Annotated in this window: 29 protein-coding genes and 2 pseudogenes; 11 read left to right on the forward strand and 20 right to left on the reverse strand. The window is 46.1% G+C overall.

The window, feature by feature from the left end; genetic code table 11:
- The first annotated feature begins 7 nt into the window (after nt 1–7).
- The gene (locus Y79_RS0104855; RefSeq protein WP_016936681.1) at nt 8–994 is read left to right on the forward strand and encodes a sigma 54-interacting transcriptional regulator; all 987 of its coding nucleotides are present in this window, start codon (nt 8–10) and stop codon (nt 992–994) included.
- Nucleotides 995–1,009: 15 nt separating this feature from the next.
- Nucleotides 1,010–1,648 carry a PAQR family membrane homeostasis protein TrhA gene (trhA, locus tag Y79_RS0104860; RefSeq protein WP_016936682.1) on the forward strand — a complete coding sequence of 213 codons (639 nt, stop codon included), beginning with the start codon at nt 1,010–1,012 and terminating at the stop codon, nt 1,646–1,648.
- A 41-nt stretch (nt 1,649–1,689) separates the two neighbouring features.
- On the opposite strand, the gene Y79_RS0104865 is transcribed toward trhA, so the two are convergent.
- The 10 genes and pseudogenes from Y79_RS0104865 to Y79_RS0104910 form a co-directional block, all read right to left on the reverse strand.
- Nucleotides 1,690–2,310 carry a lysophospholipid acyltransferase family protein gene (locus Y79_RS0104865; protein WP_016936683.1) on the reverse strand — a complete coding sequence of 207 codons (621 nt, stop codon included), beginning with the start codon at nt 2,308–2,310 and terminating at the stop codon, nt 1,690–1,692.
- A gap of 21 nt (nt 2,311–2,331) precedes the next feature.
- A complete protein-coding gene (locus Y79_RS0104870; protein ID WP_016936684.1) occupies nt 2,332–2,817 on the reverse strand; it encodes a dihydrofolate reductase in 486 nt (161 codons plus the stop codon).
- Nucleotides 2,814–3,608, reverse strand: a complete 795-nt coding sequence (locus Y79_RS0104875) for a thymidylate synthase (protein WP_016936685.1) — start codon at nt 3,606–3,608, stop codon at nt 2,814–2,816. Before Y79_RS0104875 ends, Y79_RS0104870 begins: the two co-directional genes overlap by 4 nt.
- 99 nt (nt 3,609–3,707) lie before the next feature.
- Entirely contained in the window at nt 3,708–4,316 is a 609-nt protein-coding gene (locus tag Y79_RS0104880; protein ID WP_016936686.1) for a YpjP family protein, read from the reverse strand.
- Between the two features lie 264 nt (nt 4,317–4,580).
- Nucleotides 4,581–5,351 carry a class I SAM-dependent methyltransferase gene (locus tag Y79_RS0104885; RefSeq protein WP_016936687.1) on the reverse strand — a complete coding sequence of 257 codons (771 nt, stop codon included), beginning with the start codon at nt 5,349–5,351 and terminating at the stop codon, nt 4,581–4,583.
- Nucleotides 5,352–5,390: 39 nt separating this feature from the next.
- Complete coding sequence (locus tag Y79_RS0104890) at nt 5,391–5,825, reverse strand: BrxA/BrxB family bacilliredoxin (protein ID WP_003153619.1); 435 nt, start codon at nt 5,823–5,825, stop codon at nt 5,391–5,393.
- Nucleotides 5,826–5,906: 81 nt separating this feature from the next.
- Entirely contained in the window at nt 5,907–7,583 is a 1,677-nt protein-coding gene (gene ilvD, locus Y79_RS0104895; protein ID WP_016936688.1) for a dihydroxy-acid dehydratase, read from the reverse strand.
- A 258-nt stretch (nt 7,584–7,841) separates the two neighbouring features.
- Nucleotides 7,842–8,975, reverse strand: coding sequence for a conserved virulence factor C family protein (locus Y79_RS0104900; RefSeq protein WP_016936689.1), 1,134 nt, complete (start codon nt 8,973–8,975; stop codon nt 7,842–7,844).
- Nucleotides 8,976–9,043: 68 nt separating this feature from the next.
- Nucleotides 9,044–9,476, reverse strand: a pseudogene (locus Y79_RS1000000120355) (HD domain-containing protein).
- Between the two features lie 37 nt (nt 9,477–9,513).
- A complete protein-coding gene (locus Y79_RS0104910; RefSeq protein ID WP_016936690.1) occupies nt 9,514–9,996 on the reverse strand; it encodes a glutathione peroxidase in 483 nt (160 codons plus the stop codon).
- Nucleotides 9,997–10,278: 282 nt separating this feature from the next.
- Between Y79_RS0104910 and metA the strand changes: the two genes are divergently transcribed.
- The 4 genes and pseudogenes from metA to cspD all read left to right on the forward strand — a co-directional run bounded on the left by metA (nt 10,279) and on the right by cspD (nt 12,966).
- Nucleotides 10,279–11,184 (forward strand): homoserine O-acetyltransferase MetA, encoded by a 906-nt coding sequence (gene metA / locus Y79_RS0104915; RefSeq protein WP_016936691.1) that lies wholly within the window; start codon nt 10,279–10,281, stop codon nt 11,182–11,184.
- A gap of 224 nt (nt 11,185–11,408) precedes the next feature.
- On the forward strand, nt 11,409–12,551 hold the full coding sequence (locus tag Y79_RS0104920) for a diglucosyl diacylglycerol synthase (protein ID WP_016936692.1): 1,143 nt from the start codon (nt 11,409–11,411) through the stop codon (nt 12,549–12,551).
- An 87-nt stretch (nt 12,552–12,638) separates the two neighbouring features.
- A pseudogene (locus Y79_RS1000000121180) lies at nt 12,639–12,750 on the forward strand (hypothetical protein); the annotation flags it as partial.
- Between the two features lie 15 nt (nt 12,751–12,765).
- Complete coding sequence (gene cspD, locus Y79_RS0104925) at nt 12,766–12,966, forward strand: cold-shock protein CspD (RefSeq protein ID WP_003153604.1); 201 nt, start codon at nt 12,766–12,768, stop codon at nt 12,964–12,966.
- A 51-nt stretch (nt 12,967–13,017) separates the two neighbouring features.
- Here cspD and Y79_RS0104930 read toward each other — a convergent pair whose 3' ends face one another.
- Nucleotides 13,018–13,200, reverse strand: coding sequence for a hypothetical protein (locus Y79_RS0104930; protein ID WP_012117812.1), 183 nt, complete (start codon nt 13,198–13,200; stop codon nt 13,018–13,020).
- 159 nt (nt 13,201–13,359) lie between these two features.
- Here Y79_RS0104930 and Y79_RS0104935 point away from each other — a divergent pair, with 159 nt between their 5' ends.
- Nucleotides 13,360–13,617, forward strand: a complete 258-nt coding sequence (locus Y79_RS0104935; protein ID WP_016936693.1) for a DUF2564 family protein — start codon at nt 13,360–13,362, stop codon at nt 13,615–13,617.
- A 26-nt stretch (nt 13,618–13,643) separates the two neighbouring features.
- Here the strand turns inward: Y79_RS0104935 and Y79_RS0104940 are convergent, their stop codons facing one another.
- Together Y79_RS0104940 and Y79_RS0104945 are read right to left on the reverse strand one after the other, a co-directional pair.
- Nucleotides 13,644–13,826: a zinc-finger domain-containing protein gene (locus Y79_RS0104940; protein ID WP_003153581.1), complete on the reverse strand. Its 183-nt coding sequence runs from the start codon at nt 13,824–13,826 to the stop codon at nt 13,644–13,646.
- Between the two features lie 2 nt (nt 13,827–13,828).
- Nucleotides 13,829–14,503, reverse strand: coding sequence for a ribonuclease H family protein (locus Y79_RS0104945; protein WP_016936694.1), 675 nt, complete (start codon nt 14,501–14,503; stop codon nt 13,829–13,831).
- A gap of 81 nt (nt 14,504–14,584) precedes the next feature.
- Between Y79_RS0104945 and Y79_RS0104950 the strand changes: the two genes are divergently transcribed.
- Genes Y79_RS0104950 through sspL form a run of 3 tightly spaced genes read left to right on the forward strand, consistent with a single transcriptional unit; the run spans nt 14,585 to nt 15,844 of the window.
- Nucleotides 14,585–15,265, forward strand: a complete 681-nt coding sequence (locus tag Y79_RS0104950; protein WP_016936695.1) for a queuosine precursor transporter — start codon at nt 14,585–14,587, stop codon at nt 15,263–15,265.
- A 6-nt stretch (nt 15,266–15,271) separates the two neighbouring features.
- Nucleotides 15,272–15,664: a reverse transcriptase-like protein gene (locus Y79_RS0104955; RefSeq protein ID WP_029575232.1), complete on the forward strand. Its 393-nt coding sequence runs from the start codon at nt 15,272–15,274 to the stop codon at nt 15,662–15,664.
- Nucleotides 15,665–15,715: 51 nt separating this feature from the next.
- Entirely contained in the window at nt 15,716–15,844 is a 129-nt protein-coding gene (gene sspL / locus Y79_RS0104960; RefSeq protein WP_003153575.1) for a small, acid-soluble spore protein L, read from the forward strand.
- A gap of 5 nt (nt 15,845–15,849) precedes the next feature.
- Here the strand turns inward: sspL and Y79_RS0104965 are convergent, their stop codons facing one another.
- The 7 genes from Y79_RS0104965 to Y79_RS0104990 all read right to left on the reverse strand — a co-directional run bounded on the left by Y79_RS0104965 (nt 15,850) and on the right by Y79_RS0104990 (nt 22,915).
- On the reverse strand, nt 15,850–16,737 hold the full coding sequence (locus tag Y79_RS0104965) for a 5'-3' exonuclease (RefSeq protein ID WP_016936697.1): 888 nt from the start codon (nt 16,735–16,737) through the stop codon (nt 15,850–15,852).
- A gap of 95 nt (nt 16,738–16,832) precedes the next feature.
- On the reverse strand, nt 16,833–16,976 hold the full coding sequence (locus Y79_RS1000000121185) for a hypothetical protein (RefSeq protein WP_003153570.1): 144 nt from the start codon (nt 16,974–16,976) through the stop codon (nt 16,833–16,835).
- A gap of 76 nt (nt 16,977–17,052) precedes the next feature.
- The gene (locus Y79_RS0104975; protein WP_016936698.1) at nt 17,053–17,310 is read right to left on the reverse strand and encodes a YpbS family protein; all 258 of its coding nucleotides are present in this window, start codon (nt 17,308–17,310) and stop codon (nt 17,053–17,055) included.
- Nucleotides 17,311–17,377: 67 nt separating this feature from the next.
- Nucleotides 17,378–20,959, reverse strand: coding sequence for a dynamin GTPase (gene dynA / locus Y79_RS0104980; protein ID WP_016936699.1), 3,582 nt, complete (start codon nt 20,957–20,959; stop codon nt 17,378–17,380).
- A gap of 182 nt (nt 20,960–21,141) precedes the next feature.
- Complete coding sequence (gene fbpC / locus Y79_RS1000000121190) at nt 21,142–21,237, reverse strand: Fur-regulated basic protein FbpC (protein WP_095241696.1); 96 nt, start codon at nt 21,235–21,237, stop codon at nt 21,142–21,144.
- A gap of 71 nt (nt 21,238–21,308) precedes the next feature.
- Nucleotides 21,309–21,815 carry an isoprenylcysteine carboxyl methyltransferase family protein gene (locus tag Y79_RS0104985; protein WP_016936700.1) on the reverse strand — a complete coding sequence of 169 codons (507 nt, stop codon included), beginning with the start codon at nt 21,813–21,815 and terminating at the stop codon, nt 21,309–21,311.
- The gene (locus tag Y79_RS0104990) at nt 21,815–22,915 is read right to left on the reverse strand and encodes a type III polyketide synthase (RefSeq protein WP_016936701.1); all 1,101 of its coding nucleotides are present in this window, start codon (nt 22,913–22,915) and stop codon (nt 21,815–21,817) included. Before Y79_RS0104990 ends, Y79_RS0104985 begins: the two co-directional genes overlap by 1 nt.
- A gap of 165 nt (nt 22,916–23,080) precedes the next feature.
- Between Y79_RS0104990 and Y79_RS0104995 the strand changes: the two genes are divergently transcribed.
- Nucleotides 23,081–23,689, forward strand: coding sequence for a GNAT family N-acetyltransferase (locus tag Y79_RS0104995; RefSeq protein ID WP_016936702.1), 609 nt, complete (start codon nt 23,081–23,083; stop codon nt 23,687–23,689).
- Nucleotides 23,690–23,784 lie beyond the last annotated feature (95 nt).

The raw sequence follows: 23,784 nt of genomic DNA on the forward strand, positions 1-23,784 counted from the left end.
CCAATTCATGACTGTAATTGAACAATCTGATCCCTTTCATCAGCTAGCCGGCGAACATAAATCCTTTTTAGAAACGAAACGATTGGCCGCCAAATTCGCCTTATCGGATCTGCCGGTCTTCATCACGGGTGAAGTCGGAACCGGAAAAAAACAAATGGCCGCAGCGATCCACCATAAATCCCGCAGAAACAGCGAACTATTTATTACCGTTCACTGCAGCCAAAGCGAAGAGCGGCTCAATCATGAACTGTTCTGTGCTGAAGGTGCATTAAATAGGGCCCGCCGCGGAACATTATTCTTATATGAAATCGGAGACATGCCGCTGTCGGTACAGGCCAGCCTTCTTTCGGAGCTTGATGCCGGGCTTTCCGCCCGCATCATTGCAAGCAGCACGGCTGATCTTGCCGATACGGAAAACACGTTCAGCAAAGATTTATTTTACAGGCTTCACGTGTTATGCCTTCAGCTCCCTGCTCTATCTGAACGAAAAGGCGACATACCGCTCCTTCTTCAGCATATGCTGGCAGCCTCTGGGCAGCAATTGCATCTCGATCCGTCCGTTTATCCGCTGTTTGAGCGGCACACCTTTAACGGCAACATCAGAGAGCTTCAAAACGCGGCGCATTATATGGCTGCGGCAGCCTCCGGCGGTACGATTTATCCCGAGGATGTCCCGCCGTATATCAAAAACAGCCAGAAAGCGAAAACCGCCAAGAAAAAAGAAAAGCGCCTGACATTGATGGAGAAAGAAGAATTTTTGTTTATTTTGGAATCAATCAAAGGCTTAAATGCCAAAGGCGAACCCGCCAGCAGACGGAGCATATCCGAATTAAGTGAGAACGGCACAATGACATTGACGCCTCAGCAGGTCAGAAACAGGCTTGATTACTTAGAAAAGATGAACTATGTCACAAAAGGCCGGGGACGCGCAGGAACAAAAATCACAATAGAAGGGTTAGGCTTTTTGCAGTCACTGCAAAAACAAATCCTTTAAAAGGAGGACATTTGATTGTTCACGATTAAAGAAGAAATCGCAAATGCCATCACACACGGAATCGGTGTATTGCTGTCGATTCCGGCGCTGATTTTTCTCATTATCTTCGCGGTAAAATACGGATCGCCGACAGACATCGCCAGCTTCTCGATTTTCGGCGCCTCAATGCTGCTTCTGTATCTCAGCTCGACTCTCCTGCACAGCATTCAGCATAAAAAAACGAAAGACATTCTTGAGATTGTGGATCACTCCGCGATTTACGTCTTGATAGCGGGGACATATACGCCATTTTTATTAGGGCCGCTTAAAGGCGCACTCGGCCTGACTCTTTTAATTATCGTTTGGTCGCTTGCCCTCGGAGGCATCGTGTTTAAAATCTTTTTCGTGAAGCGGTTTATCATTTTTTCAACGCTTGTCTATTTAATGATGGGCTGGCTGATTATCGTCGCCATTAAACCGCTGTACGCTTCGCTGTCAGGCCCGGGATTCGGCCTTCTTCTTCTCGGCGGCTTATTATATTCCGCCGGCACCGTTTTTTATATTTGGAGAAAGATCCCGTTTCATCACGCCATTTGGCACAGCTTTGTTTTAGGCGGCAGCGCCTCAATGTTTTTCTGTATTTTATTTTATTGTGTCAAAGTTCCCTTTATCTGAAATAAAAAAGCACAGCCTCTCGTAAAGAGACTGTGCTTTTTTTATGCACGGAGCCGTTTTTGAACGGCCGGATAATAAGCGGGTTTGACATGCAATTCAATGTCAGCCGGTTTCAGCCGTTTCAATAATCTGCCCCGAAGCAGCCGGTCTGTTCCCGTTGTGCTGACCGGAACAATCGGAAGATCAAAACGCAGGGCCAGTTCCTCCGGATTGATTTTGCCGTCTTCAGAAAGAATCAGGCTTTGTCCTTTTTGCAGGCTGACTTCCGCCTCCTGACGCACGTCCCGGCTTTCTCCGTCACAAATGACACCCATCAGTCTCAGCCAATTCCCCAGAAACGGCATCCGGAAAGCTTTCTTGCCGGCGATAAAACCAGCCGGATCTTCAAGATGTCCCGCAAGCAGTACAAGATCACCCACACCTAATCTCGGATGCACATACAATACAGGTCCGTCCGGTATCGGCCGATCATGATGAATGCTGATTACCGATCCCGACAAGTCAATGCAGCCTCTCATAAACGCTTTGGGCTGTTCGTACACCCGTTTCATCTGTTTTTGAAAAGAAAGCCGCGGGTCAAGCTCTTTTAGATTGATATATTCCTGAATATTTTTCATGAACATAAATACAACGTACATCACAAGGCAGCCGTAACGAATCAATTCTTGTCCCCCTGCTCGATCTCAATTCTTTTTCTCGTATACAAGGTACTCATAATCGTAAGGGTTTTTTTCATCTTTTACTCCCTGTCTGCGGGATGTCAATTCCCATTCAGCTTCATTAAACTCCGGAAAAAAACGGTCACCTTCAAAGACATGATGAATTTTAGTCATGTAGAGTCTGTCCGCATATGGAAAGAGCGCACTGTACAGCTGAGCGCCGCCGATTACAAAGCATTCTTCATTCCCCGGGATCAATTTGAGCACTTCCTCAGCCGAGGAAGCGACCGTACAGCCTTGAAATAAGGATTCGTCCCGTGAAGTTACAACGATGTTACGCCGATTCGGAAGCGGACGTCCGATTGATTCAAACGTTTTCCGCCCCATCACAATGGTATGCCCCGTCGTCACTTTTTTGAAATATGCGAGATCGTCCGGAAGGTGCCAAGGCAGATCGTTATCTTTTCCGATCAGCCGGTTTTCATCCATCGCAAAAATAAACGAAATCATACGCTGACAGCTCCTTTTATATGCGGATGCGGGTCATAATCCTCAATGATAAAGTCTTCAAACGTAAAATCAAAAATAGAATCAACGTTGCGCGCAAACCGCAGTTTCGGCAGCGGGCGGACATCTCTTGTCAGCTGCAAATTCACCTGTTCCACATGGTTTTGATAAATGTGGACGTCTCCGAACGTGTGAACAAACTCACCCGGTTCAAGACCCGTCACATGCGCGATCATCATTGTTAAAAGCGCATAAGACGCGATATTAAACGGCACGCCGAGAAAGACATCCGCCGACCGCTGGTAAAGCTGGCACGACAGTTTTCCGTCAGCGACATAAAACTGAAACAGGCAGTGGCAAGGAGGAAGCGCCATATGATCAATTTCGCCGACATTCCACGCACTGACGATTAAACGCCGGGAATTCGGATTGGTCTTGATGTCATGAACCAGCCGGGAGATTTGATCAATCGTCTCGCCGTCCGCTCCGCGCCATGAGCGCCATTGAGAGCCGTAAACCGGTCCAAGCTCTCCGTTTTCATCGGCCCATTCATTCCAGATGCGGACTCCGTTTTCCTGAAGGTAGCGGACATTCGTGTCTCCTTTTAAAAACCAAAGCAACTCGTGCGCGATTGATTTAAAATGGAGCTTTTTCGTCGTAAGCATCGGGAAACCTTCCTGAAGATTAAACCGCATTTGGTAGCCGAACGTGCTGATCGTCCCCGTTCCCGTACGGTCTCCTTTTTTTTCTCCGTTTTCTAACACATGACGGCACAAATCTTTATATTGTTTCATCTTTTTCATCCTTTTAACGTAGTCTTTTAGTAGTGTAACACAATAAAAAATCATTTCTGCAAAATTTCTCAGAAATGATTTTTTTATTTCTTCACGTTATTACACGCTCATCCAGTCAGGCGGCGTATTCCGGTCCCAATAAATGCTGCCGAGCTCATGGTGTGATTGAAATCCGTCTTCAGCGGTATGGTAATGAAAATTAAACCAGTAGCCGTCTTGCGGAGGATGATCCCGGCGGACGTGGAATCTTAAAAGATCTTCACCCGTCAGCCTGTTATACACATGAAAAATTTTTTCGGTTTTTCCGGCCGACGGCTTGCTGGATATGACCACATCCTGATACGCTTCATCATCTTGGAACTTGGCTAAATGCCCTGTGATCACATCTTCGATTTTCGGCAGAATTTCACTTCTGTAATCATCTTCAATGACCGGAGAGATTTTGCTGCCGAATTTTAAAAATGCTTGATTTTCAGCATCACCGAGAAGCTGCTGCTGATACGATTGAAACGGTAATTCAGGCTCCCGCCCTGCCTTCTCTTCCCCCGGCAGGGAGTGTTCATCATAAAAAGCGGTGTAATCATTCTGCTCAAGACTGCTCGACTGTCCTGAAGGCTTGTCTGTCATCAGAGCAGCCGGAGGAGACACGAGCCCGAACGTTACAATGGTAAACAGAACCACAAGGGTCTTTTTCATCCACAATTTCATGATAGATAGTTCCCCTCTGTTTTATTGTCCTCTTGTCCCTATATTCTAGCATAGAACAAAGCGCGGCGTCATGTCCGGAAGCGCATGATCATACAATATGGGAAATTGGTAACTGTGACCGAGCGGCTAAACCGCTTACAATAAGAAAGAGAAAAAAGGAGGGGATGAGATGATTAACGCTTTATTTGCGACTGTATCACTTCTCACGCTGCTTTATTTTGTCGTCATGGAAATCACTGATTAACGAAAGAAAAGCTCATGATATCATGAGCTTACATGAATGACACCGAAGTGGAAAAGCGCCGTTTTTCTTTTCAGCACCTTGAAGCCGTATCGTTCAAACCGCGGGCTTTTCCAATGGTCTTTAAGCACTACAGATTTTTTCGCCGCCCGAACGGCTTGCGTGATGCACTCTTCGTTAAAACCTTCTTCTGCCAGCGCACGGAGCGGCGCAATGCCGTCTGACGTTTCAACAGGTTCGTGAAACATCGGGTCAAAATAGATGACATCTACCGATGAATCAGGAAGCTCCCGCAAATAATCGGCGCAGTCGGCACGCTTGACTTGAATGCGTTTCATGGCGGCTTGGAGCGGTTCAATACCGGTTTCCCACGTTTGAAGGCCTGTTTTAACAAGCAATGAGACAAGCTCATTTTTCTCCAGGCCGATTACTTGTCCGCTTTTTCCGACAGCCATGCTTGCCAAAATCGCATCGGATGCCAGGCCGAGCGTACAATCTAAAAAGGAGTCCCCTTCGCGTAAACCGGCTGCTTTTAACATCGGCTCGGCTTCCCCTCTCAAAAACCGCTTTGCCCGGAACATCGCTGTATTCGGGTGAAAAAAGAACTTTTCCCCTTGCTTCGTGTAAAGTTCGAACCGTTCCTTTCCAATGACCAAAAGATCGTTTGCCGCTCGTTCCAGCATTTTTTCAATGGGCTGTTTATTGCGGCTGCAATAGGTGTCACCCAGCCTGTCACTGAGAGACTGTGCTATGTGTATCGTATATTCGCTAGGTCTGTAACTGGTTGTGATCATTTATTTCTCCAAAAAGAAAATGCCCGGAATTCGGGCATTTCAGCAGTGTGCATCGAAGGCATCTGTCAGATTTTTCATAATTTCCTCCATGTCATGCCCTTCGATTTCGTGGCGGGGAATAAAGTGAACGACCTCTTTCCCTTTTAACAGCGCCATTGATGGCGAGGAAGGTTCCTGCCCCGTAAAATATTCACGCATTTTTGCAGTCGCATCTTTATCTTGACCGGCAAATACGGTAACCGTATGATCAGGCGCTTTTTCATGCTGTAAAACAGCCTGAGTCGCAGCCGGACGGGCAAGACCCGCGGCACAGCCGCACACGGAGTTGACAACGACCAATGTCGTGCCCTCAGCTTGTTCCATAAAGCTTTCCACTTCTTCCGCCGTCGTTAATTCCTGAAAACCCGCGCCCGTCAGCTCGCGGCGCATCGGCACGACCAGCTGGCGCATATATTCTTCATAAGCCATTGACATAAAAAAGCCCCCTCTAAAATCCTTATATGATGTCAAGGATACTATAGAGGGAGCCGGAATTCAATTGTTCAGGCCGCTGATTTAAATTTTCATGATTCCGCCCGTATTGGCGCTTGTCACGAGTTTGGAATACCGGGCAAGATATCCTGTTTTGACTTTCGGCTCAAAGCCTTTCCAATTCGCCTTACGTTTTTCCCATTCTTCTTCAGGCACTTGCACATCCAAAATCCGTTTTTCTATGTCAACGATAACATGGTCTCCGTTTTCGACGAATGCGAGCGGGCCGCCCTCAGCCGCTTCAGGGGATACGTGGCCGATTGAAAGGCCGCGGGACGCCCCTGAAAAACGTCCGTCTGTAATAAGCGCCACTTTGGGGCCGAGCCCCATTCCGACAATCTGAGAAGTCGGAGCGAGCATCTCCGGCATGCCAGGGCCTCCTTTTGGACCTTCATAACGGATAATGACAACGTCTCCTTCTTTTACTTTGCGGTTTATAATCCCTTCAAGCGCGGCATCTTGGGAATCAAAGACGACAGCGGGGCCTTCGTGTCTTGTAATCCCGTCTTGTACGCCGCCTGTTTTGATAATGGCGCCATCCGGAGCCAGATTCCCAAACAGCACGGCCAAACCGCCTTTTTCGGTAAATGGATTGTCAAGCGGATGAATCACGTCATAATCCTTTACTTCATGACCTGCTATTGTTTCTCCGAGTGTCCGGCCTGTCACAGTCAGCGCGTCAAGATGAAGCGCGCCTTCTTTTTTCGCCAATTCATTAAGGGCCGCAGAGACTCCGCCCGCTTCGTGCAGGTCTTCAATGAAGACGTCTGAGGCCGGCGCCAATTTCGATAAGTGAGGTACTCGTTCTGCCACTTCGTTAATGCGTTCTAATGAGTACTCGACTCCCGCTTCATTGGCAAGCGCAAGCGTATGAAGCACTGTGTTGGTTGAGCCGCCGAGAGCCATGTCTAACGCAAACGCGTTGTCAATCGCTTTTTCGGTGACGATATCGCGCGGCTTAATGTCCTTTTTGATGGTTTCCATCAATTGAGCCGCTGATTTTCTCACAAACTCTCTTCTTTCCGGAGAAGCCGCAAGAATTGTTCCGTTGCCCGGAAGCGCCAGACCGAGCGCTTCAGACAGACAGTTCATCGAGTTTGCCGTAAACATGCCTGAACAAGATCCGCACGTCGGACAGCCGAACTGTTCCAGCTCCTGCAGTTCGCCTTCACCGATTTTCCCGGCTTGATAGGCGCCGACGCCTTCAAATACTGAAGAAAGCGAGATCTTGCGGCCGTCGCTTGTGCGGCCGGCTGCCATCGGCCCTCCGCTGACGAAAATGGTCGGGATATTAATCCGCATAGCCGCCATCAGCATTCCCGGCGTAATTTTGTCACAGTTCGGAATGCAGACCATTCCGTCAAACCAGTGCGCCGAGACGACCGTTTCAACTGAATCGGCAATGATTTCACGGCTCGGCAGCGAATATCTCATGCCGATATGCCCCATTGCGATTCCGTCATCTACTCCGATGGTGTTAAATTCAAAAGGCACTCCGCCCGCTTCCCTGATTGCTTCTTTTACGATTTTTCCAAATTCCTGCAGATGAACATGTCCGGGAACGATATCGATGTATGAATTGCAGACCGCGATAAACGGCTTGCCGAAGTCTTCTTCTTTTACGCCGGCAGCGCGAAGCAGGCTGCGGTGCGGCGCTCTGTCAATTCCCTGTGTGATCATGTTGCTGCGTAATTCTGCCATGGTGATCCCCCTACTGTTTTTAGACTGTGCGATATTTTTAAAATTTTCAGTTTATTTAAGGGCGCATTCTGTATATATCTCCAGTTACAGCGTTTCCGCCCTGTCCGCTTTCGTATTCTTTTTGTATCTCGATAAAAACCCTCCAACAATTAATATTGTACTTACTATATAGAGTTTTGAATCATTTTTCAACAATATTCTAAATAATTTTTATAAAAAGTGAATTCAAATAAAAAAGGTGCATGGCGCACCTTTTTATTACTGCTGTTCTTTTTTTCTGCTTTCAGTCATTTGTTTCCAGACTGAACCTTTCGCCTCTTCTCCGTGCTCAATCCGTTCAATCGCCATTTTGACTTGCAGGCTGACTTCAAATTCCGGATCGTCTTCCGCCGCTTTTAATGCTTCCAGCGCTGTTTCATCGCCGACTTCATATAAAAACATGGCCGCGCGCCAGCGCACGAGCTTGCTTGAGTCACTGAGCGATTTTATCATTGCCGGGATGGCGCTCGCATCGCCGATATCTGACAGGCAGTCACCCGCCGTCCTTCTGACCGTCACCGTTTTGTCTTCAAGCGCTTTGTATAGCAGCGGAAGCACAGACGGCTTTTCGATCATTCCTAAATAGACGACGGCTTGTCTTCTGATCGAGGTCTTCGGATCATGAAGCGCTTTTTCCAATACAGGTAAATCGTCTTCATCCGGGTCCATTTGCTCAAGATGGGCATAGCGCTGTTTCCAGTCTTCATCATCGAGCATATCCGGTGTCACTTTATAAGCTTTCCGCTGCACTGCCGGCTTGGCCTCACCTTTTTGCTGTGCGGCCGCTTCGGTCAGGCGTTTGAGCCGCTCATCACTGTAAGCAGCCTGAAGCTCTTCTGTGACATCGTGTCCGATTTCGGTAAAATCTCCGAAGCGGACGCCTTGTTCTTTCCAGGAGCGCTCAAATACGACATTTGAGGCTTCTGAACGCAGCTTTAATATGGCTTCTTGAAAACGTTCCGGAAGGCCGAACCGTTCTTCACGTTCGCCGTCTGTCAATTTGACCTGCATCGGGATTCCGCTGAACATTTGGACGAAAACCTTCACTTCTCCGAATGATTCCTGTTCAGAACGGCTCTCAGACTGCTCCGTTTGTTCCATTCCGAAGGCTGATCGGACTTGCGGCAGAATTTCCTTCCAGTCAAAACGGGCGTTTCTCTCCACAGCCAAAAAATCAGCAACATGATAAACGCCTTTTACTCCCTCAATCTTTAAAATATCACGTACGACGGCCGGAGCATCTTCTGCCTGATCCGGCTTATAATTGTTGCTTTTGCCGGCCGGAAGCTCTTCAGTCAAGATCACTTTCATCGTGTTCGGACTCGGCGTCGGTTCTATTGATTTAATCTTCATATTGGTCCTCCTATGCACAATCTGACACTTATTCTAACACAGCCTGCACAAGCGTTCTATTGCCCCGCTTAGCTTTTTGCCATGCCGGCCTCTTTTGGAATGCGGGCGGCAAACTGCAATAGAAATTGATGCTGCTCCTCTGCCAATCCGGCTCCTGTTTTTGTATTCATTAAGCCGATACCCGCAGCGCCGATCGCATCAAGCATGTCTGCATCCTGAATAACTTTTCCTTCCAATGAAAGCGGCCGTTTTTTCAGCGGTTCCCTGTGCAAAAATGACATCCCCGTGATCATATCCGCAATCTCCTGAATGGAGTCATGCGCGATGTTGAAAGCAGCCAGCTGTTCTGTCACTCCGCCCGCCGTCAGGCTTTCTTTGGGTTATCATCAATTAGACCATGAACCAGCGCGGCCGCCTCGGTGCGCCTTCTTCTTTTGCAATACAAACAGGAAGTGTTGCGATCCGGGAATGAAGCCAGTCATGGCCCGTTCTTTCATTGATAAGCTGTTCTTTTTCTTTTCGTTCACCGTGTCACCTCTTATAGAGCCAAAAGCCTCTGTACTGTATCTTCAAGCTCCTTCGGGTTGACGTTTGGAGAAAAACGCCCGGTGACCTCGCCGTTTCGGTCCACAATAAACTTAGTGAAATTCCATTTGACCGCCTTTGTGCCAAGCATCCCCTTCGCCTTCTCCGTCAAATATGTGAAAAGAGGGTGAGCGTCTGCTCCATTGACATCCACTTTCGCAAACATCGGGAATGTGACGCCGTAATTTTTCACACAGAATTCCTGAATTTCCGCCTCGTTTCCAGGCTCTTGGTTCATAAATTGATTGCAGGGAAATCCTAATATTTCAAGCCCTTCCTCCCGGTATGTATCATAGAGCTCCTGAAGCTGCTTGAGCTGGGACGTGAACCCGCATTTGCTCGCTGTATTCACAATGATCAGCACCTTGCCCCTGTAAGCCGATAGCGTCATGTCTTCACCAGTTATGGTCCGTACGTTTATGTCGTAGATTGTCATCTGCGCCCCTCCTACTTTCATTCTTCATTTATTTTAACTGTTTTACAATGCAAAACAAACGGAAACCGCTTTTCCCTTCCATTTACCGGTAAACATTTTTTTCGAGGAACCAAACGGCTCTTTGCCCGTCATAATAAAGAGCCGCCCCGAATTTATGCCCTTTTGCCGCTTTCATCCTGTCTTTATGCGTTAATTGCGGTTTATTACGCCGGGATGGATTGAAAAATGGCTTAAAAATTTCTATAATGAAGAAAATTAACGGGGAATAACGGAGGTGGCATGTTGCCTATTAATATACCAAATCACCTGCCCGCTAAGCAGGTGCTTGAAAGTGAACACATCTTTGTAATGGATGAAAGCCGGGCTTTTTCTCAGGATATCCGGCCGCAGAAGATCGTGATTTTAAATCTGATGCCGAAAAAAATCCAAACGGAAACCCAGCTCCTCAGGCTGCTTGGGAATTCGCCTTTACAAGTTCACTTTACGTTCCTAATTCCGAGCACACATACTCCAAAAAATACAGCAAGGCAGCATTTGGATGAATTTTATACGGAATTTTCCAGCATCCGCCACAAACGGTTTGACGGAATGATTATTACCGGCGCTCCGATTGAGCACCTGCCGTTTGAAGATGTTTCTTACTGGGAAGAATTAAAGGAAATTATGGAGTGGAGCAAAACGAACGTCACTTCAACGCTCCATATCTGCTGGGGAGCTCAAGCCGGTTTATACCACCATTACGGCATTGAAAAAACGGAGCTGCCGAAAAAAATCTTCGGAGTGTTTGAGCATACCGTTCTTAAAAAACACGAGAGATTGGTAAGAGGCTTTGACGAGCTATACTATGTGCCCCACTCACGGCATACAGATATTAATACGGAGCAGCTGAAATCGGCTTCAGATTTGGATGTGCTGAGCGTTTCAGAAGAAGCCGGTGTCTGTTTAATCGTTTCTAAAGACGAAAAGCAGATTTTCTTAACGGGTCACCCGGAATACGATACTGATACGCTTCTTCAGGAGTATGAGAGGGATATAGAAAGAAAGCTTTCAAACGTAGAAGCTCCTAAGCACTATTTTGCACCCGGCGGGAAAGAACCTGTAAACCGCTGGAAGGCTCATGCGACGTTATTGTTTATGAATTGGCTGAATTATTATGTATATCAGGAAACCCCGTATGAATGGGATTAATTTTTGTTTTGAGTGATACGGTGACAAAAATATGATAAAATACTCTTGATTCAGTATGGGTATAACAGAACTTTAAAATACTGGAACATATCAATTAAATTTAGTTTAAATATGTTGCCGCGCTTATTATAAAATGATGTACTTGTGTTATGTTTATCTATAGACAATAACTCCTTACGATGCATGAAGCTTGCTTGTTGTTGATTACATTGAGGTGAATTTACTTGAATACCAATAAAAAAGTATTAATTTTGACTGCAAATTACGGAAACGGACATGTTCAAGTGGCCAAAACGCTCTACGAACAATGTCTGCGTCTCGGCTTAGATGTTACGGTTTCCAATTTGTATCAAGAGTCAAATCCGATTGTTTCAGAGGTTACTCAATACCTTTATTTAAAAAGCTTCTCAATCGGGAAACAGTTTTATCGTTTGTTTTATTACGGAGTTGACAAAATCTATAATAAACGCAAATTCAATATTTATTTTAAAATGGGAAATAAACGTCTGGGCCAGCTCGTCGAAGAGCATAAGCCGGACATTATAATCAATACATTTCCGATGATTGTCGTACCGGAATACAGACGGAGAACCGGAAAAGTGATCCCGACGTTCAACGTTATGACCGATTTCTGCCTTCACAAAATCTGGGTTCATGAAAATGTGGATAAATACTATGTCGCCACGGATTATGTGAAGGAAAAACTGATTGAAATCGGCACTCATCCGAACAACGTAAAGATCACAGGCATTCCCATCAGGCCTCAATTCGAGGAAACGATGCCTAAAGAACCGATTTATAAAAAATACAATCTTTCTCCCGACAAAAAAGTGCTTCTTATTATGGCGGGAGCGCATGGTGTGCTGAAAAACGTAAAAGAACTGTGCGAAAACCTCGTTCATGACGATCAGGTCCAGGTTGTAGTGGTATGCGGCAAAAACGGCTCGCTGAAAGAATCACTCAGCAGCTTGGAAAGCGGCAACACCGACCGGCTGAAAGTGCTCGGCTATGTAGAAAGAATCGACGAGCTGTTCCGGATTACGGACTGCATGATTACAAAACCGGGCGGCATCACGCTGACGGAAGCGACAGCGATCGGCGTACCGGTTATTTTGTACAAACCCGTGCCAGGACAGGAAAAGGAAAATGCCATTTTCTTTGAAGATCGCGGTGCGGCTGTCGTGGTCAACCGCCACGAAGAAATTTTAGAGTCTGTCACCTCCCTTCTTGCGGATGAGGAAAAGCTGAACCGGATGAAGGACAATATTAAAAGCCTTCACCTCCCCAACTCTTCTGAAGTCATTTTGCAGGACATTATAAAAGAATCTGAACTGATGGCCGGGAAGGCAGATATGGCAATGTCATAACAAAAAGCACACGAATCATTCGTGTGCTTTTTGTTCGGATAAGTTTTGCCGCTGGAAAAATAAAGATAAAAAATAGAGAGCGGCCGCTTGACGCCCGCTCCCATTTGGTGTATAGTTGAACCATCATTTAACAACGTTTACATACGTACGGTTGGATGATGACAAAATTTTTTTTAGCACGAAGGTGCTACAGTACTAGGAGGAATTAAGCAATATGCAAAACGGTAAAGTAAAATGGTTCAATAACGAAAAAGGATTCGGCTTCATCGAAGTTGAAGGCGGAGACGATGTATTTGTTCACTTCACTGCTATCGAAGGAGAAGGATACAAATCATTAGAAGAAGGACAAGAAGTTTCTTTTGAAATTGTCGAAGGTAATCGTGGACCTCAAGCTTCTAATGTTGTAAAACTCTAAACTCAATACATGTTGATCAGATGACAAATAGAGGAGAGGCGCATGCCTCTCCTATTTGATTGCCGTCTGAATCTCGATTGCTACAAGATTCTGCTTGCACCGCTGCTCGATTTCTTCAATTTGTTTCTCCATTGACGGCATTCCTTTTTTCGCCATTTCCGCTAAACTTCCCAAATCACCGTATATTTCTTTAAATGTCTGCTGAAGGATTGTTTTTAAATCTTTATCATTCACGGCTGGTTTTTCCCTTCTCTCCCAAGATACCCTGAATAATAGTAAATAAGCCCTAATTATCAGGTTCAATAGTTATATCGGCTTATTTTCTATATTTTTTTCTATTTTCCATACATATTTCTAAAAAAAATCTCCAAACTATTTGCGGAGGTGTTTTTTATGGACTCTGAATTTTTTCCAAACGGACTGACGGATAAACGCCAGCTTGAATTAGCAGTGGAAACGGCCCAGAAAACAACAGGCGCGGCTACTCGGGGTCAAAATTCAACTTTGGTTGAATCTGCTTACCAGGCGATTCAGGATGCGAGAACGATGTCACAATCCAGTGAACTGCAGGCACTCGATCAAGATTTCCTGCAAAAGCAGCGAATGCTTTTGGACGATTGCCAGCATCAGCTCGATGAATTCAAAAAATAAAACCGCAAAAGCTGCGGTTTTATTTTTTATTGATTTGTCAGCACCTTGCCGTAGGCTTTCAGTTTCTCCCCCACCGTGCATTGATTAATGCAGAAAGAATGGGCGTGCGTTTTTCCGAACTCCTTGCGGAAATGCTTTTTAACAAAGCAGTCTTTGCAATATTCATCCTGAAGCTCTGTCAATTCTTTATAAATGCTTTTTTTATCCAATATCAGTCATCTCCGTTACCTTCTAGTATTATGCGGCTTTCAATCTGCCGGCCGTCCGAAAGAATTTTTCTGGCAAGGTCATCCGCTTCTTGATTTTCCTTTCGGTTTACGGCTTCATATGTCGGTGTCAGCTTTAAGGATTCGAGCAGCGCTTCAATTTTATCGAGCCAGTCGTTTTGCGTATCATCATAGCACGGCCAGCTGCCGTCAAGCTGATGCAAAACGACGAGGGAATCCCCTTTTATCGTGATTGAATTTCTGCTTGCGCCAAGTTCCTGCACTTCCTTAAGCGCTTCGTACAACGCGGCATATTCCGCCTCATTGTTCGTCTGAAGCGTTAAGCTTTTGTTTTTCCGTATCCGGTGGCGTTTGCCGCCGAGAGAATAATACACGGCAATTCCGAGTCCGGCTAAGCTGCTTTTTTTGTCAAAGCCGCCATCGAAATACACCGTAATGTCGTCAGGTTCGTGCGCAAGCTCTTCCGTAAGTTTTTCCAGCTCTTTTAGCGTCCAGCTTGCGCCTTTTTCATCCTCAAAATAAATGTCTTTTATATATGGAAAGCGGCTGACTTCTCTTGCAAGCATGCGCGCTTTCGGAACGGTCAGCCAATCTTCAGAAAAAAACGCGACTGGGCCTGTTCCTTTTGCTTCTATTTCGATATACGGCTTAAGATTCATTGAAATCACCTTACCATTCATTAGTTGACGGGCGTGTGCTATAATCAAACCATTCTCAAATTGAAAGGAAGTCAGCAGGTTTTGTTTAATGATGTATTATGGATTTTATTTGCGATCATTCATTTTATCATTGTTCTTTTGTTTTATAAAGGATTTGGCAAAACGGGCCTATTTGTATGGATCGGTTTCGCCACGGTGTGCGCCAACTTGCAGGTCGTCAAAACAGTTGAGCTGTTCGGTCTTACGGCGACACTCGGAAATATCATGTACGGCACCGTTTTCTTCGCAACGGATGTGCTGAACGAAAAATACGGTCCCCGGGAAGCGCGCAAAGCCGTTTGGCTCGGCTTTTCCACTTTGCTCGCATTGACATGCGCCATGCAGGGGGCTCTTTTATATAAACCGGCTGCGTCAGATATCGCGCAGCCTGCCCTTGAGACGATTTTCGGTTTTCTGCCGCGTGTTGCGCTCGGGAGCCTCTTGGCTTTTATTTTCAGCCAAACGATAGATGTTTATGTATATTCCGCCATTCGGCGAATCTTTCCTTCAGATCGGCTTCTCTGGCTCAGAAACAGCGGAAGCACGGCGCTCAGCCAATTGCTGGATACATTAATCTTCACTGCCGTGGCCTTTATCGGTGTTTATTCTGCGGGAGTATGGTTCAGCATTTTTATTTCAACTTATCTGATTAAATTTGCGGTATCACTCATTTCTGTCCCATATGCATATGCGGCAAAACGAATGACACCGAACGGAGAGTGACGGATGATGCCCGCTGAAATTTATGTAGACGGTGCAAGCGCCGGAAACCCGGGTCCGTCCGGTATCGGTATTTTTATTAAGCATGACGGGAAATCAGAATCTTTCTCAATTCCGATCGGCGACCATTCAAATCAGGAAGCTGAATTTCTCGCTTTAATTGAAGGAATGAAGCTGTGTGCCGCCCGCGGATATGATTCCGTGTCATTCCGGACGGATTCAGATATCGTGGAGCGGGCCGCGGAACTTGAAGCGGTTAAAAATAAGGCTTTCCAGCCGTTTGTGGATGAAATCGTCCGATTAAAGGCCGGGTTTCCATTGTTTTTTATTAAGTGGATTCCCGGCAGACAGAACCAGACAGCCGATCAGCTCGCAAAAAAAGCGGTTCGGCTGAATAAATAACCGGAATGAAATTGCGTCACACTGTTCATCCTAAAATTGAGGTGAACAGCTATGAGAAAAGAAAATAAAGGCCGGCTGACCGGAGGCGTGAATCCTCAGGGAAATATGGAGGGAAATGCGCACAAAGACCCGAAATCAGCCCTTGAAAACAACGCAAAAAAAAGCAATACAAAACGCTAGAGGGATCAGCTGATCTCTCTGGCGTTCAGCTTTTCGAGCATCCTTTCAATTCCTTTTATCTGATGGCGTCTGAGCATTAAGGATGCTTCTTCCATCTTCAATGAAAAAATCGCTTCTTCAAGCGTACAGACTAACGGCACTTCGCAATGTATTTCAGCAAGCTGCCTTGACAGCTCCAATTCTTTTAAGCTTTGCTGAATTTTCGTTTGCTGGCCCTTCGGCAGTAAAGCGAGACTTTCTAATAACCGTTCTATGTTTTCGTATTCACGGATCAGCTTGTACGCCGTTTTTTCTCCGATTCCTTTAACGCCGGGATAGTTGTCGCTTGTATCTCCCATCAGCGCCTTTATGTCAATCAGCGCTTTTGGAGGAACTCCCGTTTCTTCTCTGAATATCTCATCTGTATATACTTTATAATTGCCGATTCCCTTTTGCAGCAGGGCCACCTGAACTTGTTCATTCAGCAATTGAAGCAGATCCTTATCGCCCGTTACAATCGTAATTTCCGCTTCACCGGAAAATAAGGCAGACAGCGTACCGATACAGTCATCCGCTTCATAGCCTTTTATGCCAATGTTTAAAAACCCGAGCTCACGCGCTGCTTCTTTCGCTAAATCAAATTGCGGAATGAGCTCAAGAGGCGGCTCGCTCCGGTTGGCCTTATAATCCTGAAACAAGTCATTGCGGTACGTTTTGCTTCCCATATCCCAGCAGCAGACGACATGTGTGGGCTGAAAAGTATCAACCGCCGTAATGAGATGCTTTAAAAATCCGTTGACTCCGTTTGTCGGAATTCCGTTTTCATTTATCATAAAATTGCGATGCACGGCCGTCGCGAAAAACGAACGGAATAAAAGCGCCATGCCGTCAACGAGCAGTAATTTGTTATTCATATATCGAAACTCCTTTTTTATTCAATGTTCCTATTTTACCATAGGAAGGCCGTAAAAAAACAGCATCCTCCTGTTTGGAAGATGCTGCCGTCACGTTACTCGCCGTGTCTTTTATTGCTTGCCATCAGCTTTTCAGCTTCACGGCCGGCATAGGAATCAAATTTCTGTCCGAAGCCGTTTTTCTTTTTGGCATTGTTATTCTGCTGAGCATTTCTGTTTCCCAGTTTTGTTCTGCCCATTGTCATATCCCCCCTTAGAGAAGATACGGATAGTATGCGCAGCAAGCGCTGCCGCCACACACGGCAGGTTCAACCATTACTGTCTGCTGACGAATTCTTTCACCATTTCTTCACTTACGAATCGCCTTTGCGGCACTATTCCCTTTTCAGCCAGCTGGTTCATTTTTGCGGTGATGCCGTTGATGGCATCTGTCGTAAACGGTTCATTCCGTCTGCATTTTACGATGGCTTCTTCAATCGCCTGTTCACGCTGATAGTCAAGCTGCACAAATGTTTTGACGTGCTGATGCTGTTTTGCGGAATGTGCTGAAATTGCTTTATGGACTTCTGACATAAAAGGTTTCATCTCGCTTTTTTCATTTTAGTCTACCACGACTGTTATATACCCGCCAACCCGATTTTTAAATTTTCAGGATTTCATCTTTCTTTTTCCATTCTTTTCCGGCCTCGTAAAGACGTTCAATTTCTCCATAACTGGTATTTTCTGAAAGCCCTTGTAAATAAGTGTCACGCTGCTCGCGGATCTGGGACAGACTTTGAACCGCCATTTTTTCCTGAAGCCGGCGCACCTGCTCAGTATAGCGCGCTGAAAGGCTTTCTTTCTCCTGCTCAAGCCAGCTTTCTGTCACTTTTTGCAGGCTGAGCCTGAGCCCCTCCACAAATGCCGCTTTTCCGTTCTGTTCAAAAAACTGTTTCGGCGATTTCACTTCTTTTACGTGATGTGTGAATGCCGAGATGTCAATGACCGGTGCGATCTCTTTCAGCTGAACGGCAAATTCGTTTTCTGCGCTGACATAAATGGAAAAATCCCCGTCTTCCATGAGCTTCTTCCGGCAGTTCTCCATCCACTCCCCAGTCATATGGCGCTCAATAAACCCGGTCATCCGGATATCGAGCGTCTTAAGCTCTTGAATGTATTCAAAACGGAATTCCTTAAGCGCCTCCTTCAGCGCCGCTGATATATTTCGTTTCCAATCGCCATTTTGAAGACCCGGATGGAAGGCGGTTTTCAGCATATCATTCGCATAAAATGACAGACGATGTTTAATGTGATAGAGCTGTTCTTCCGTATCTTTCATCACTTTTCGAATGATGACCTCAGACGTACGGCGCTTTGAAACATCAGCGAGTGCTTTTTCATATGAAGATTCCAGACGCTGTTTCTTTTTTTCTTTTTCTTCTGCCGACTGGTGAAGAGATTCATGAAGCTGTTCCACCATATCGCACAATTTGTCTGCCTCTGTTTGCAGCTGCGCGCAGCTGGCCCTCATTACATCTTCCTCAATAAAGTGCGCAAGTCCGGTTCTTACATCAGCGAACCCGTTATAGAAAGCTTTATTCTTCCCCGCAAGCTCTTCTTTACTTGAAACATGATATAATTTTGGCCGGTTAATTCCTTCTTTTGAAAGTTCAGAGCGGACATAGTCTTTGACGGTTTCCAGCTCGCTTTCCGTTTTGGCAAGATCGGCGGCGTTAATGACAAAAAACATTTTATCCATGCCGAATGATTCTTTGACGAGGCCGAGTTTCTTCAGAAAAGACCTGTCTCCTTTTGAAAAAGAATGCTGATAGTACGTCATATAAAAGAACGCGTCAGCATCTTTTATATATTGAAAGGCAAGCTCTGTATGGCGCTTGTTTATACTGCTTGCTCCCGGCGTATCAACAATGGTAATGCCTTTTTGCGTGAGAGGCGAATCATAATATACGGTGACTTCCTTCACGCAGCAGGCCGTTTTTTCTTCAGCTGCGTACGGTTTTAAATCTTCAATCGGAACCGTCAGTGTCAGCCTCTGACGGATCTGTTCTTCGTACGTATTAAACGCCTGAAGCATCGTTTGAATCACCGGCGTAAGATCATCAGGCACTTTTCCCTTTTTAATGGCATAATTCCACCTCTCGTTCAGTGACCGCCCTTTTATGTCAGCATCTTTCAGCTCTGTCAGCTGAAGCATTTCAGCGTCCAGTTCCTCTTCCGTTTTAAAAACGATTTCCGCAGATTTATGCGGTTTGCCGTCTTGCGGTTTCGTTATTTTGTTGATCGTGGCCGTTGTCGGCGTCGGTGATGAAGGAAGCACGTATTCCCCGACCAGTGCATTGGCGAACGATGACTTTCCCGAGCTGAAACCTCCGAATAACGCCAATGTAAATTGACGGTTTTCAAGCCGATCAATCCTGCTTCGAAAGGCTTCTGCCTGTTTTCCTAATAGGCTTGATGAGTCAAGAATCCCCGCCAGTTCATAGAACCGATCCACTTGCTCTTTTATAGAAAGTTCCTTCACCGCAATTTTCTCGGGCTTGTTTACTTCATGCATTACAGTCTCTATTGGTTTCTCTTTTTGGACGGGTGCTTTCGCAAGGCGTTTTTTTCGCGTATACCAGTCGCTGCTTTCCGTATCATAGGCTGATTCTTCTTTCCACAAAGCGCTGACGCGGGCAGCTTTTTCTTCGGCATTGCGCTCTTCTTCTGCCGATTGCGCAAGTTCATCTCTTATTGCGCTTTCTTTCTCAAGCCGTTTTTTCAGGCTCTCTATAAGCGGTCCGTTTTTTGCCTGCACAAAAGCGGTCAGTTCCTCAATGAGCTCTGCTGTCTGCCTTTTCGCTTCTCTTCGGATCATGTCGGCGAGATCTTTCGAATAGGTTAATACGTATTCAGCTGAAAAGGCCGCTCCCTGCTTTAGGGCTTGTGCGGTGATATCATCAGAAAGCGTTGTGCGGTACGCCTGTATTTTCTTGATCAGTTCATCAGATTCCGCTTCATAACGCTTGGCCGCTTTCGTAAATGTGTCGACAATATGCCAATCCGCTTCCCCTTCCGTTCTTTTTTTAATATCAGCAAAAAATTCAGCCTGCCTTCTCTCTTTTTCCGCTGCCGTTTTCGCTTTTGAAAAGAATAATCCTGTTTTGAACGAGGGTTGCTGTGATTCAATATAAGCAGATGCAAGCTCCCTCATCTCAAACGGTGTCAGATTTGCGTTTTGCAAGATGTTCTGCACGTCTTTTCTGATGTCTTTCTCTGATGTTTCAGCCTGTTGAACGGCATTTTCAAGTTCAGCTTCGACAGAACGGACGAGTGTTTCCTGTTTCTCAAACCGCTCCCCGCTGCCGCTCTTCGCATCTTTTACGAGCATGTCTGTATGCTCCTTGACCAAATGTTCAACTTTTTTCTCCGTTAAGGGCCATAGATTTGTTTTTGCCTGCCGTTTCAGGTGCTGCAGATGTTTTTTCAGCTTTTCAATGTCGTTTAACGGATGATCAGGCTCGGTGACAGATGTAAAGAAAAGCGATTCCTTCGGTATTCCGAGGCCTTCGAGCATCTCTTCCACCTGTTTCTGGTACTCTTCAAACTTCGTTTCGGTTTCATCATGCCTGTCAATTTGGTTGACGATCAAAAACAGATTCGGAATACGGTCCTTGACGGAGCTGAGGAACATCATATTTTCTTCTGAATGAACATGATTATAATGGACGACGTAAAATAAAGCATCAGCCTGGTGAAGAATTGATGCGGCTGATAAAAAATGCGCTTCGTCGGTTGAATCAATCCCCGGTGTGTCAATGTAGGCCGCATGGGGCTCTGACTCCTCAAAGCCGGCATAGACTTCCACCGTCTCAATCTGCTCACCGTCTTTACAAAATTGCTGCACTTGTTCTTTATCGTAACTTCCTTCTATTTCTGCATAAGCCCCGTCAGTCGTATGAAGCACGACTTTATCCGCACCATGCCGGATGACAACGAGGTTGGCGCTTGTAGGAATCGGACTTGTCGGCAGTATGTCCTCACCGAGCAATGTGTTTAATAAAGAGGATTTTCCGGCCGAATAATGCCCGGTAAATGCGATATAAACCTCTTCATCAGCCGCTTTTTTCATAATGGCCGCGAGCTGATCGGCCCGTTTTTCATCATGGTGATCCAAAAATTGTGCGTATAAAGCTCCCGTTCTGCTGAACATCTCCCTGTTACGGCGTTCTTCTTCTGTCATGTGTCTTTACCCCTTTGTGTCTGTCGCATCAAATGACGTTTTCGTTTTTAGAAAGCTCTGAAAAAAACCTCTCCCCCATTTTACACAAGAATGGCTTACTTTTCTTCTGGAAACGCAAAAAAGCCGCCGATATCGGCAGCTGATAAAGAAAAAACACCCGCGGCAGGAAAAACCGCAGATGCTTAAGAGGACATTGATTTATTCGAAACTTTTTTCAAAACAAAACCAATTAAAACACTGTATGTACAAACGGCTGCCAGTAAAAATAACATGGTCATTTTCCGCACCACCTTGAATGAGAATCATTTTCATACTTATATCTTATCACGAGTGAGAATGATTTTCAATCCTATTTTGCGGTGTTTTCTTCTAAAGCCTTCTCTTCGGCGCGAATTCTTACAGTGAGCATGCATGCATTCAAGATTGAAAAAAGAAACAATGTCCAGTACGCTCCGTATAACAGCGGCAGCAAGATAAATTCTAAAATGACGACCGCATAGTTCGGGTGTTTGATCCACCTGTACGGCCCTTTTTTGACAAGCTCCGCATCCGGCACGACAAGAATTTTCGTATTCCAATATTGCCCTAATGATAAAAGCGCCCAATACCTGATCCCCTGCACAAAGAAAATGATACATATAATGGCGGCCCACCTTGGAGAAGGCGCTTTATGAAATGCCGCCACCTCGGCTGTAAGAGAGACAAAAAAGAGCACGTGCATCAGGACGAGAAAGGGATAATGCCCTTCTCCGTATTCGACGGCGCCTTGCTTTTTCACTTTCCGCTCATTGCGCCGGGCTACGATCATCTCCGCAATCCGCTGGACGGCAAGCAGCATGATAAACAGCCAAAACATTAAGATGCCCCCTTTTCCCAGCTGAACAGCAAAAGCTCAGACGAAAATCCCGGCCCGAGAGCGCCGATCAGCCCTTTTTCGTTTTCTTTCTGCATCCCGTGCAGCAGCTGCTCTTTTATGACATGAAAAATAGTTGCGGAAGACATATTCCCGTGTTTTTGCAGCACCTTCTGAGATGCAGCAAGCTGTCCGGTGTCCATTGAAAGACTCGTTAAATAGGCGTCAATGACCTTTTTCCCGCCGGGATGGGCAAGAAAAGTTTTAATATCGCGAGACAGGATTCCCTGTTCTTGTAAAAATACATCAACATTGTCTTTCAGCCAATGCGAAACAAGGGTGGGAATGTCTCTTGAAAAAATGACTTGAAACCCGCTGTCGGTGAATTCCCAGCCCATCACATCTTCCGCATCTGGCATCATCACCGATTGAGTGGCGAATATCCGAGGTACGAGCGGCTGTTTGACGTCTTTTCGGCTCGCCTTCTCCCCTCCGATTAGCACGGCGGCAATTCCGTCCGCAAACAGGGAGGTTCCGATTAAGTTGCTTTTTGACTTGTCCTCCGGCTGAAACGTTAAGCTGCAAAGCTCGGCCGCGATGACAAGCACGTAAGCTTCAGGGTAGGCGCGGCAGTATTCGTACGCCCTGGACAGGCCGGCCGCTCCGCCTGCGCATCCTAGTCCCCAGATCGGAATCCGTTTTGTTTTTGAAGAAAACGGAAGCTGATTCATCACTTTCGCTTCAATGCTCGGTGTCGAAAGCCCGGTGCTGGAAATAAAAAAGATCGCATCCACTTTTTCATATGGAATCGGGTTTGTTAAACATCGGGGGTTTGTCAAACAATCAACCGCCGCATCCACACTGTGCTTAACGGTTTCTTCCGTATACAGCCGGTTTTTTTCTGAAAAACCCCGTGCCGTTTTATACCATTCAATCGGCCGGACAAACTGTCTTGATTCAATTTCGCCGTTTTGAAAAGCTTTTAACAGCCGGTCAATATCCTTAAATGAATTGGCAAACATCCCTCTCGCAAAATCCGCCGCCGTTTCTTGCGAGACATGATATTTCGGAATGCTGGTTCCGACTGATAACACATATGCCATGCCCATCACCTCTTCACATAAAGGTTTCCGCTTTTTTCCTGAATGTATGCATAAGTTTGAACCGAGGATTTCACTGACATGCCATTTTAATTTAAAATTGGCCCTTTTGAATGATAAGCCGTTCGACTATACTTGACCCATTCATGAAAAAAGGTTGTGATTGGGATGCTGACACCTGTAATTCTTAAAGGGTCACTCGTTCAGTTAGAGCCGCTGGCGATTGATCACTCTCAGGCACTTTGCGAAGCAGCTTCAGAAAATAGGACGGCTTATGCTTACACCCATGTTCCTGACGGCATCGAAGAAACAAAGCGATATATTGAGCGTGCGCTTTCCGATTATGAAAAAGGAATCGCATTGCCTTTTGCAGTACGGAGCCTTGAAACAGACCGAATCGTCGGAAGCACGAGATTTATGGATGTGGAGGTGTTTACGCGGCCGGCGGAGGCAGCTCCGGAAGTGTGTGAGGTCGGCAGCACGTGGTATGCCTCTTCCGTACAGCGGACCGGTGTCAATACGGAGTGTAAACTTTTGATGCTGACCCATGCGTTTGACGTGTGGCAGGCTGTCAGAGTGACGCTGAAAACCGACGTTCGCAATCAGCGCTCACGGACTGCGATTTTGAGGATCGGTGCCCAATTTGAAGGAATCCGCCGCGCGCATATTCGGGCTGTCGACGGCGGCCTCAGAAATACCGCCTACTACTCCATCCTCCGGGAGGAATGGCCTTATATCCGGCAAAACCTTTCTGACCGGCTCGGAGCATATAACTGAAAAACCTGCCGTTATACGGCAGGGTTTTTACATATTCGGATCATAGACGTATAAATTGAGATCGATCCGTCCATCTGACGTGACCTCTACCCCCT

The organism is Bacillus siamensis KCTC 13613 (assembly GCF_000262045.1).
Taxonomy (GTDB): domain Bacteria; phylum Bacillota; class Bacilli; order Bacillales; family Bacillaceae; genus Bacillus; species Bacillus siamensis.

Bases quoted from the DNA above. Each gene is read 5' to 3' on its own strand.
- Y79_RS0104855 (WP_016936681.1), top strand. From the start codon at position 8: ATGACTGTAATTGAACAATCTGATCCCTTTCATCAGCTAGCCGGCGAA.
- Y79_RS0104870 (WP_016936684.1), bottom strand. From the start codon at position 2,817: ATGATTTCGTTTATTTTTGCGATGGATGAAAACCGGCTGATCGGAAAA.
- Y79_RS0104875 (WP_016936685.1), bottom strand. From the start codon at position 3,608: ATGAAACAATATAAAGATTTGTGCCGTCATGTGTTAGAAAACGGAGAA.
- Y79_RS0104880 (WP_016936686.1), bottom strand. From the start codon at position 4,316: ATGAAATTGTGGATGAAAAAGACCCTTGTGGTTCTGTTTACCATTGTA.
- Y79_RS0104885 (WP_016936687.1), bottom strand. From the start codon at position 5,351: ATGATCACAACCAGTTACAGACCTAGCGAATATACGATACACATAGCA.
- Y79_RS0104890 (WP_003153619.1), bottom strand. From the start codon at position 5,825: ATGTCAATGGCTTATGAAGAATATATGCGCCAGCTGGTCGTGCCGATG.
- ilvD (WP_016936688.1), bottom strand. From the start codon at position 7,583: ATGGCAGAATTACGCAGCAACATGATCACACAGGGAATTGACAGAGCG.
- Y79_RS0104900 (WP_016936689.1), bottom strand. From the start codon at position 8,975: ATGAAGATTAAATCAATAGAACCGACGCCGAGTCCGAACACGATGAAA.
- Y79_RS0104910 (WP_016936690.1), bottom strand. From the start codon at position 9,996: ATGACAATCTACGACATAAACGTACGGACCATAACTGGTGAAGACATG.
- cspD (WP_003153604.1), top strand. From the start codon at position 12,766: ATGCAAAACGGTAAAGTAAAATGGTTCAATAACGAAAAAGGATTCGGC.
- Y79_RS0104935 (WP_016936693.1), top strand. From the start codon at position 13,360: ATGGACTCTGAATTTTTTCCAAACGGACTGACGGATAAACGCCAGCTT.
- Y79_RS0104945 (WP_016936694.1), bottom strand. From the start codon at position 14,503: ATGAATCTTAAGCCGTATATCGAAATAGAAGCAAAAGGAACAGGCCCA.
- Y79_RS0104955 (WP_029575232.1), top strand. From the start codon at position 15,272: ATGCCCGCTGAAATTTATGTAGACGGTGCAAGCGCCGGAAACCCGGGT.
- sspL (WP_003153575.1), top strand. From the start codon at position 15,716: ATGAGAAAAGAAAATAAAGGCCGGCTGACCGGAGGCGTGAATCCTCAG.
- Y79_RS0104965 (WP_016936697.1), bottom strand. From the start codon at position 16,737: ATGAATAACAAATTACTGCTCGTTGACGGCATGGCGCTTTTATTCCGT.
- Y79_RS1000000121185 (WP_003153570.1), bottom strand. From the start codon at position 16,976: ATGGGCAGAACAAAACTGGGAAACAGAAATGCTCAGCAGAATAACAAT.
- Y79_RS0104975 (WP_016936698.1), bottom strand. From the start codon at position 17,310: ATGTCAGAAGTCCATAAAGCAATTTCAGCACATTCCGCAAAACAGCAT.
- dynA (WP_016936699.1), bottom strand. From the start codon at position 20,959: ATGACAGAAGAAGAACGCCGTAACAGGGAGATGTTCAGCAGAACGGGA.
- fbpC (WP_095241696.1), bottom strand. From the start codon at position 21,237: ATGACCATGTTATTTTTACTGGCAGCCGTTTGTACATACAGTGTTTTA.
- Y79_RS0104985 (WP_016936700.1), bottom strand. From the start codon at position 21,815: ATGTTTTGGCTGTTTATCATGCTGCTTGCCGTCCAGCGGATTGCGGAG.
- Y79_RS0104990 (WP_016936701.1), bottom strand. From the start codon at position 22,915: ATGGCATATGTGTTATCAGTCGGAACCAGCATTCCGAAATATCATGTC.
- Y79_RS0104995 (WP_016936702.1), top strand. From the start codon at position 23,081: ATGCTGACACCTGTAATTCTTAAAGGGTCACTCGTTCAGTTAGAGCCG.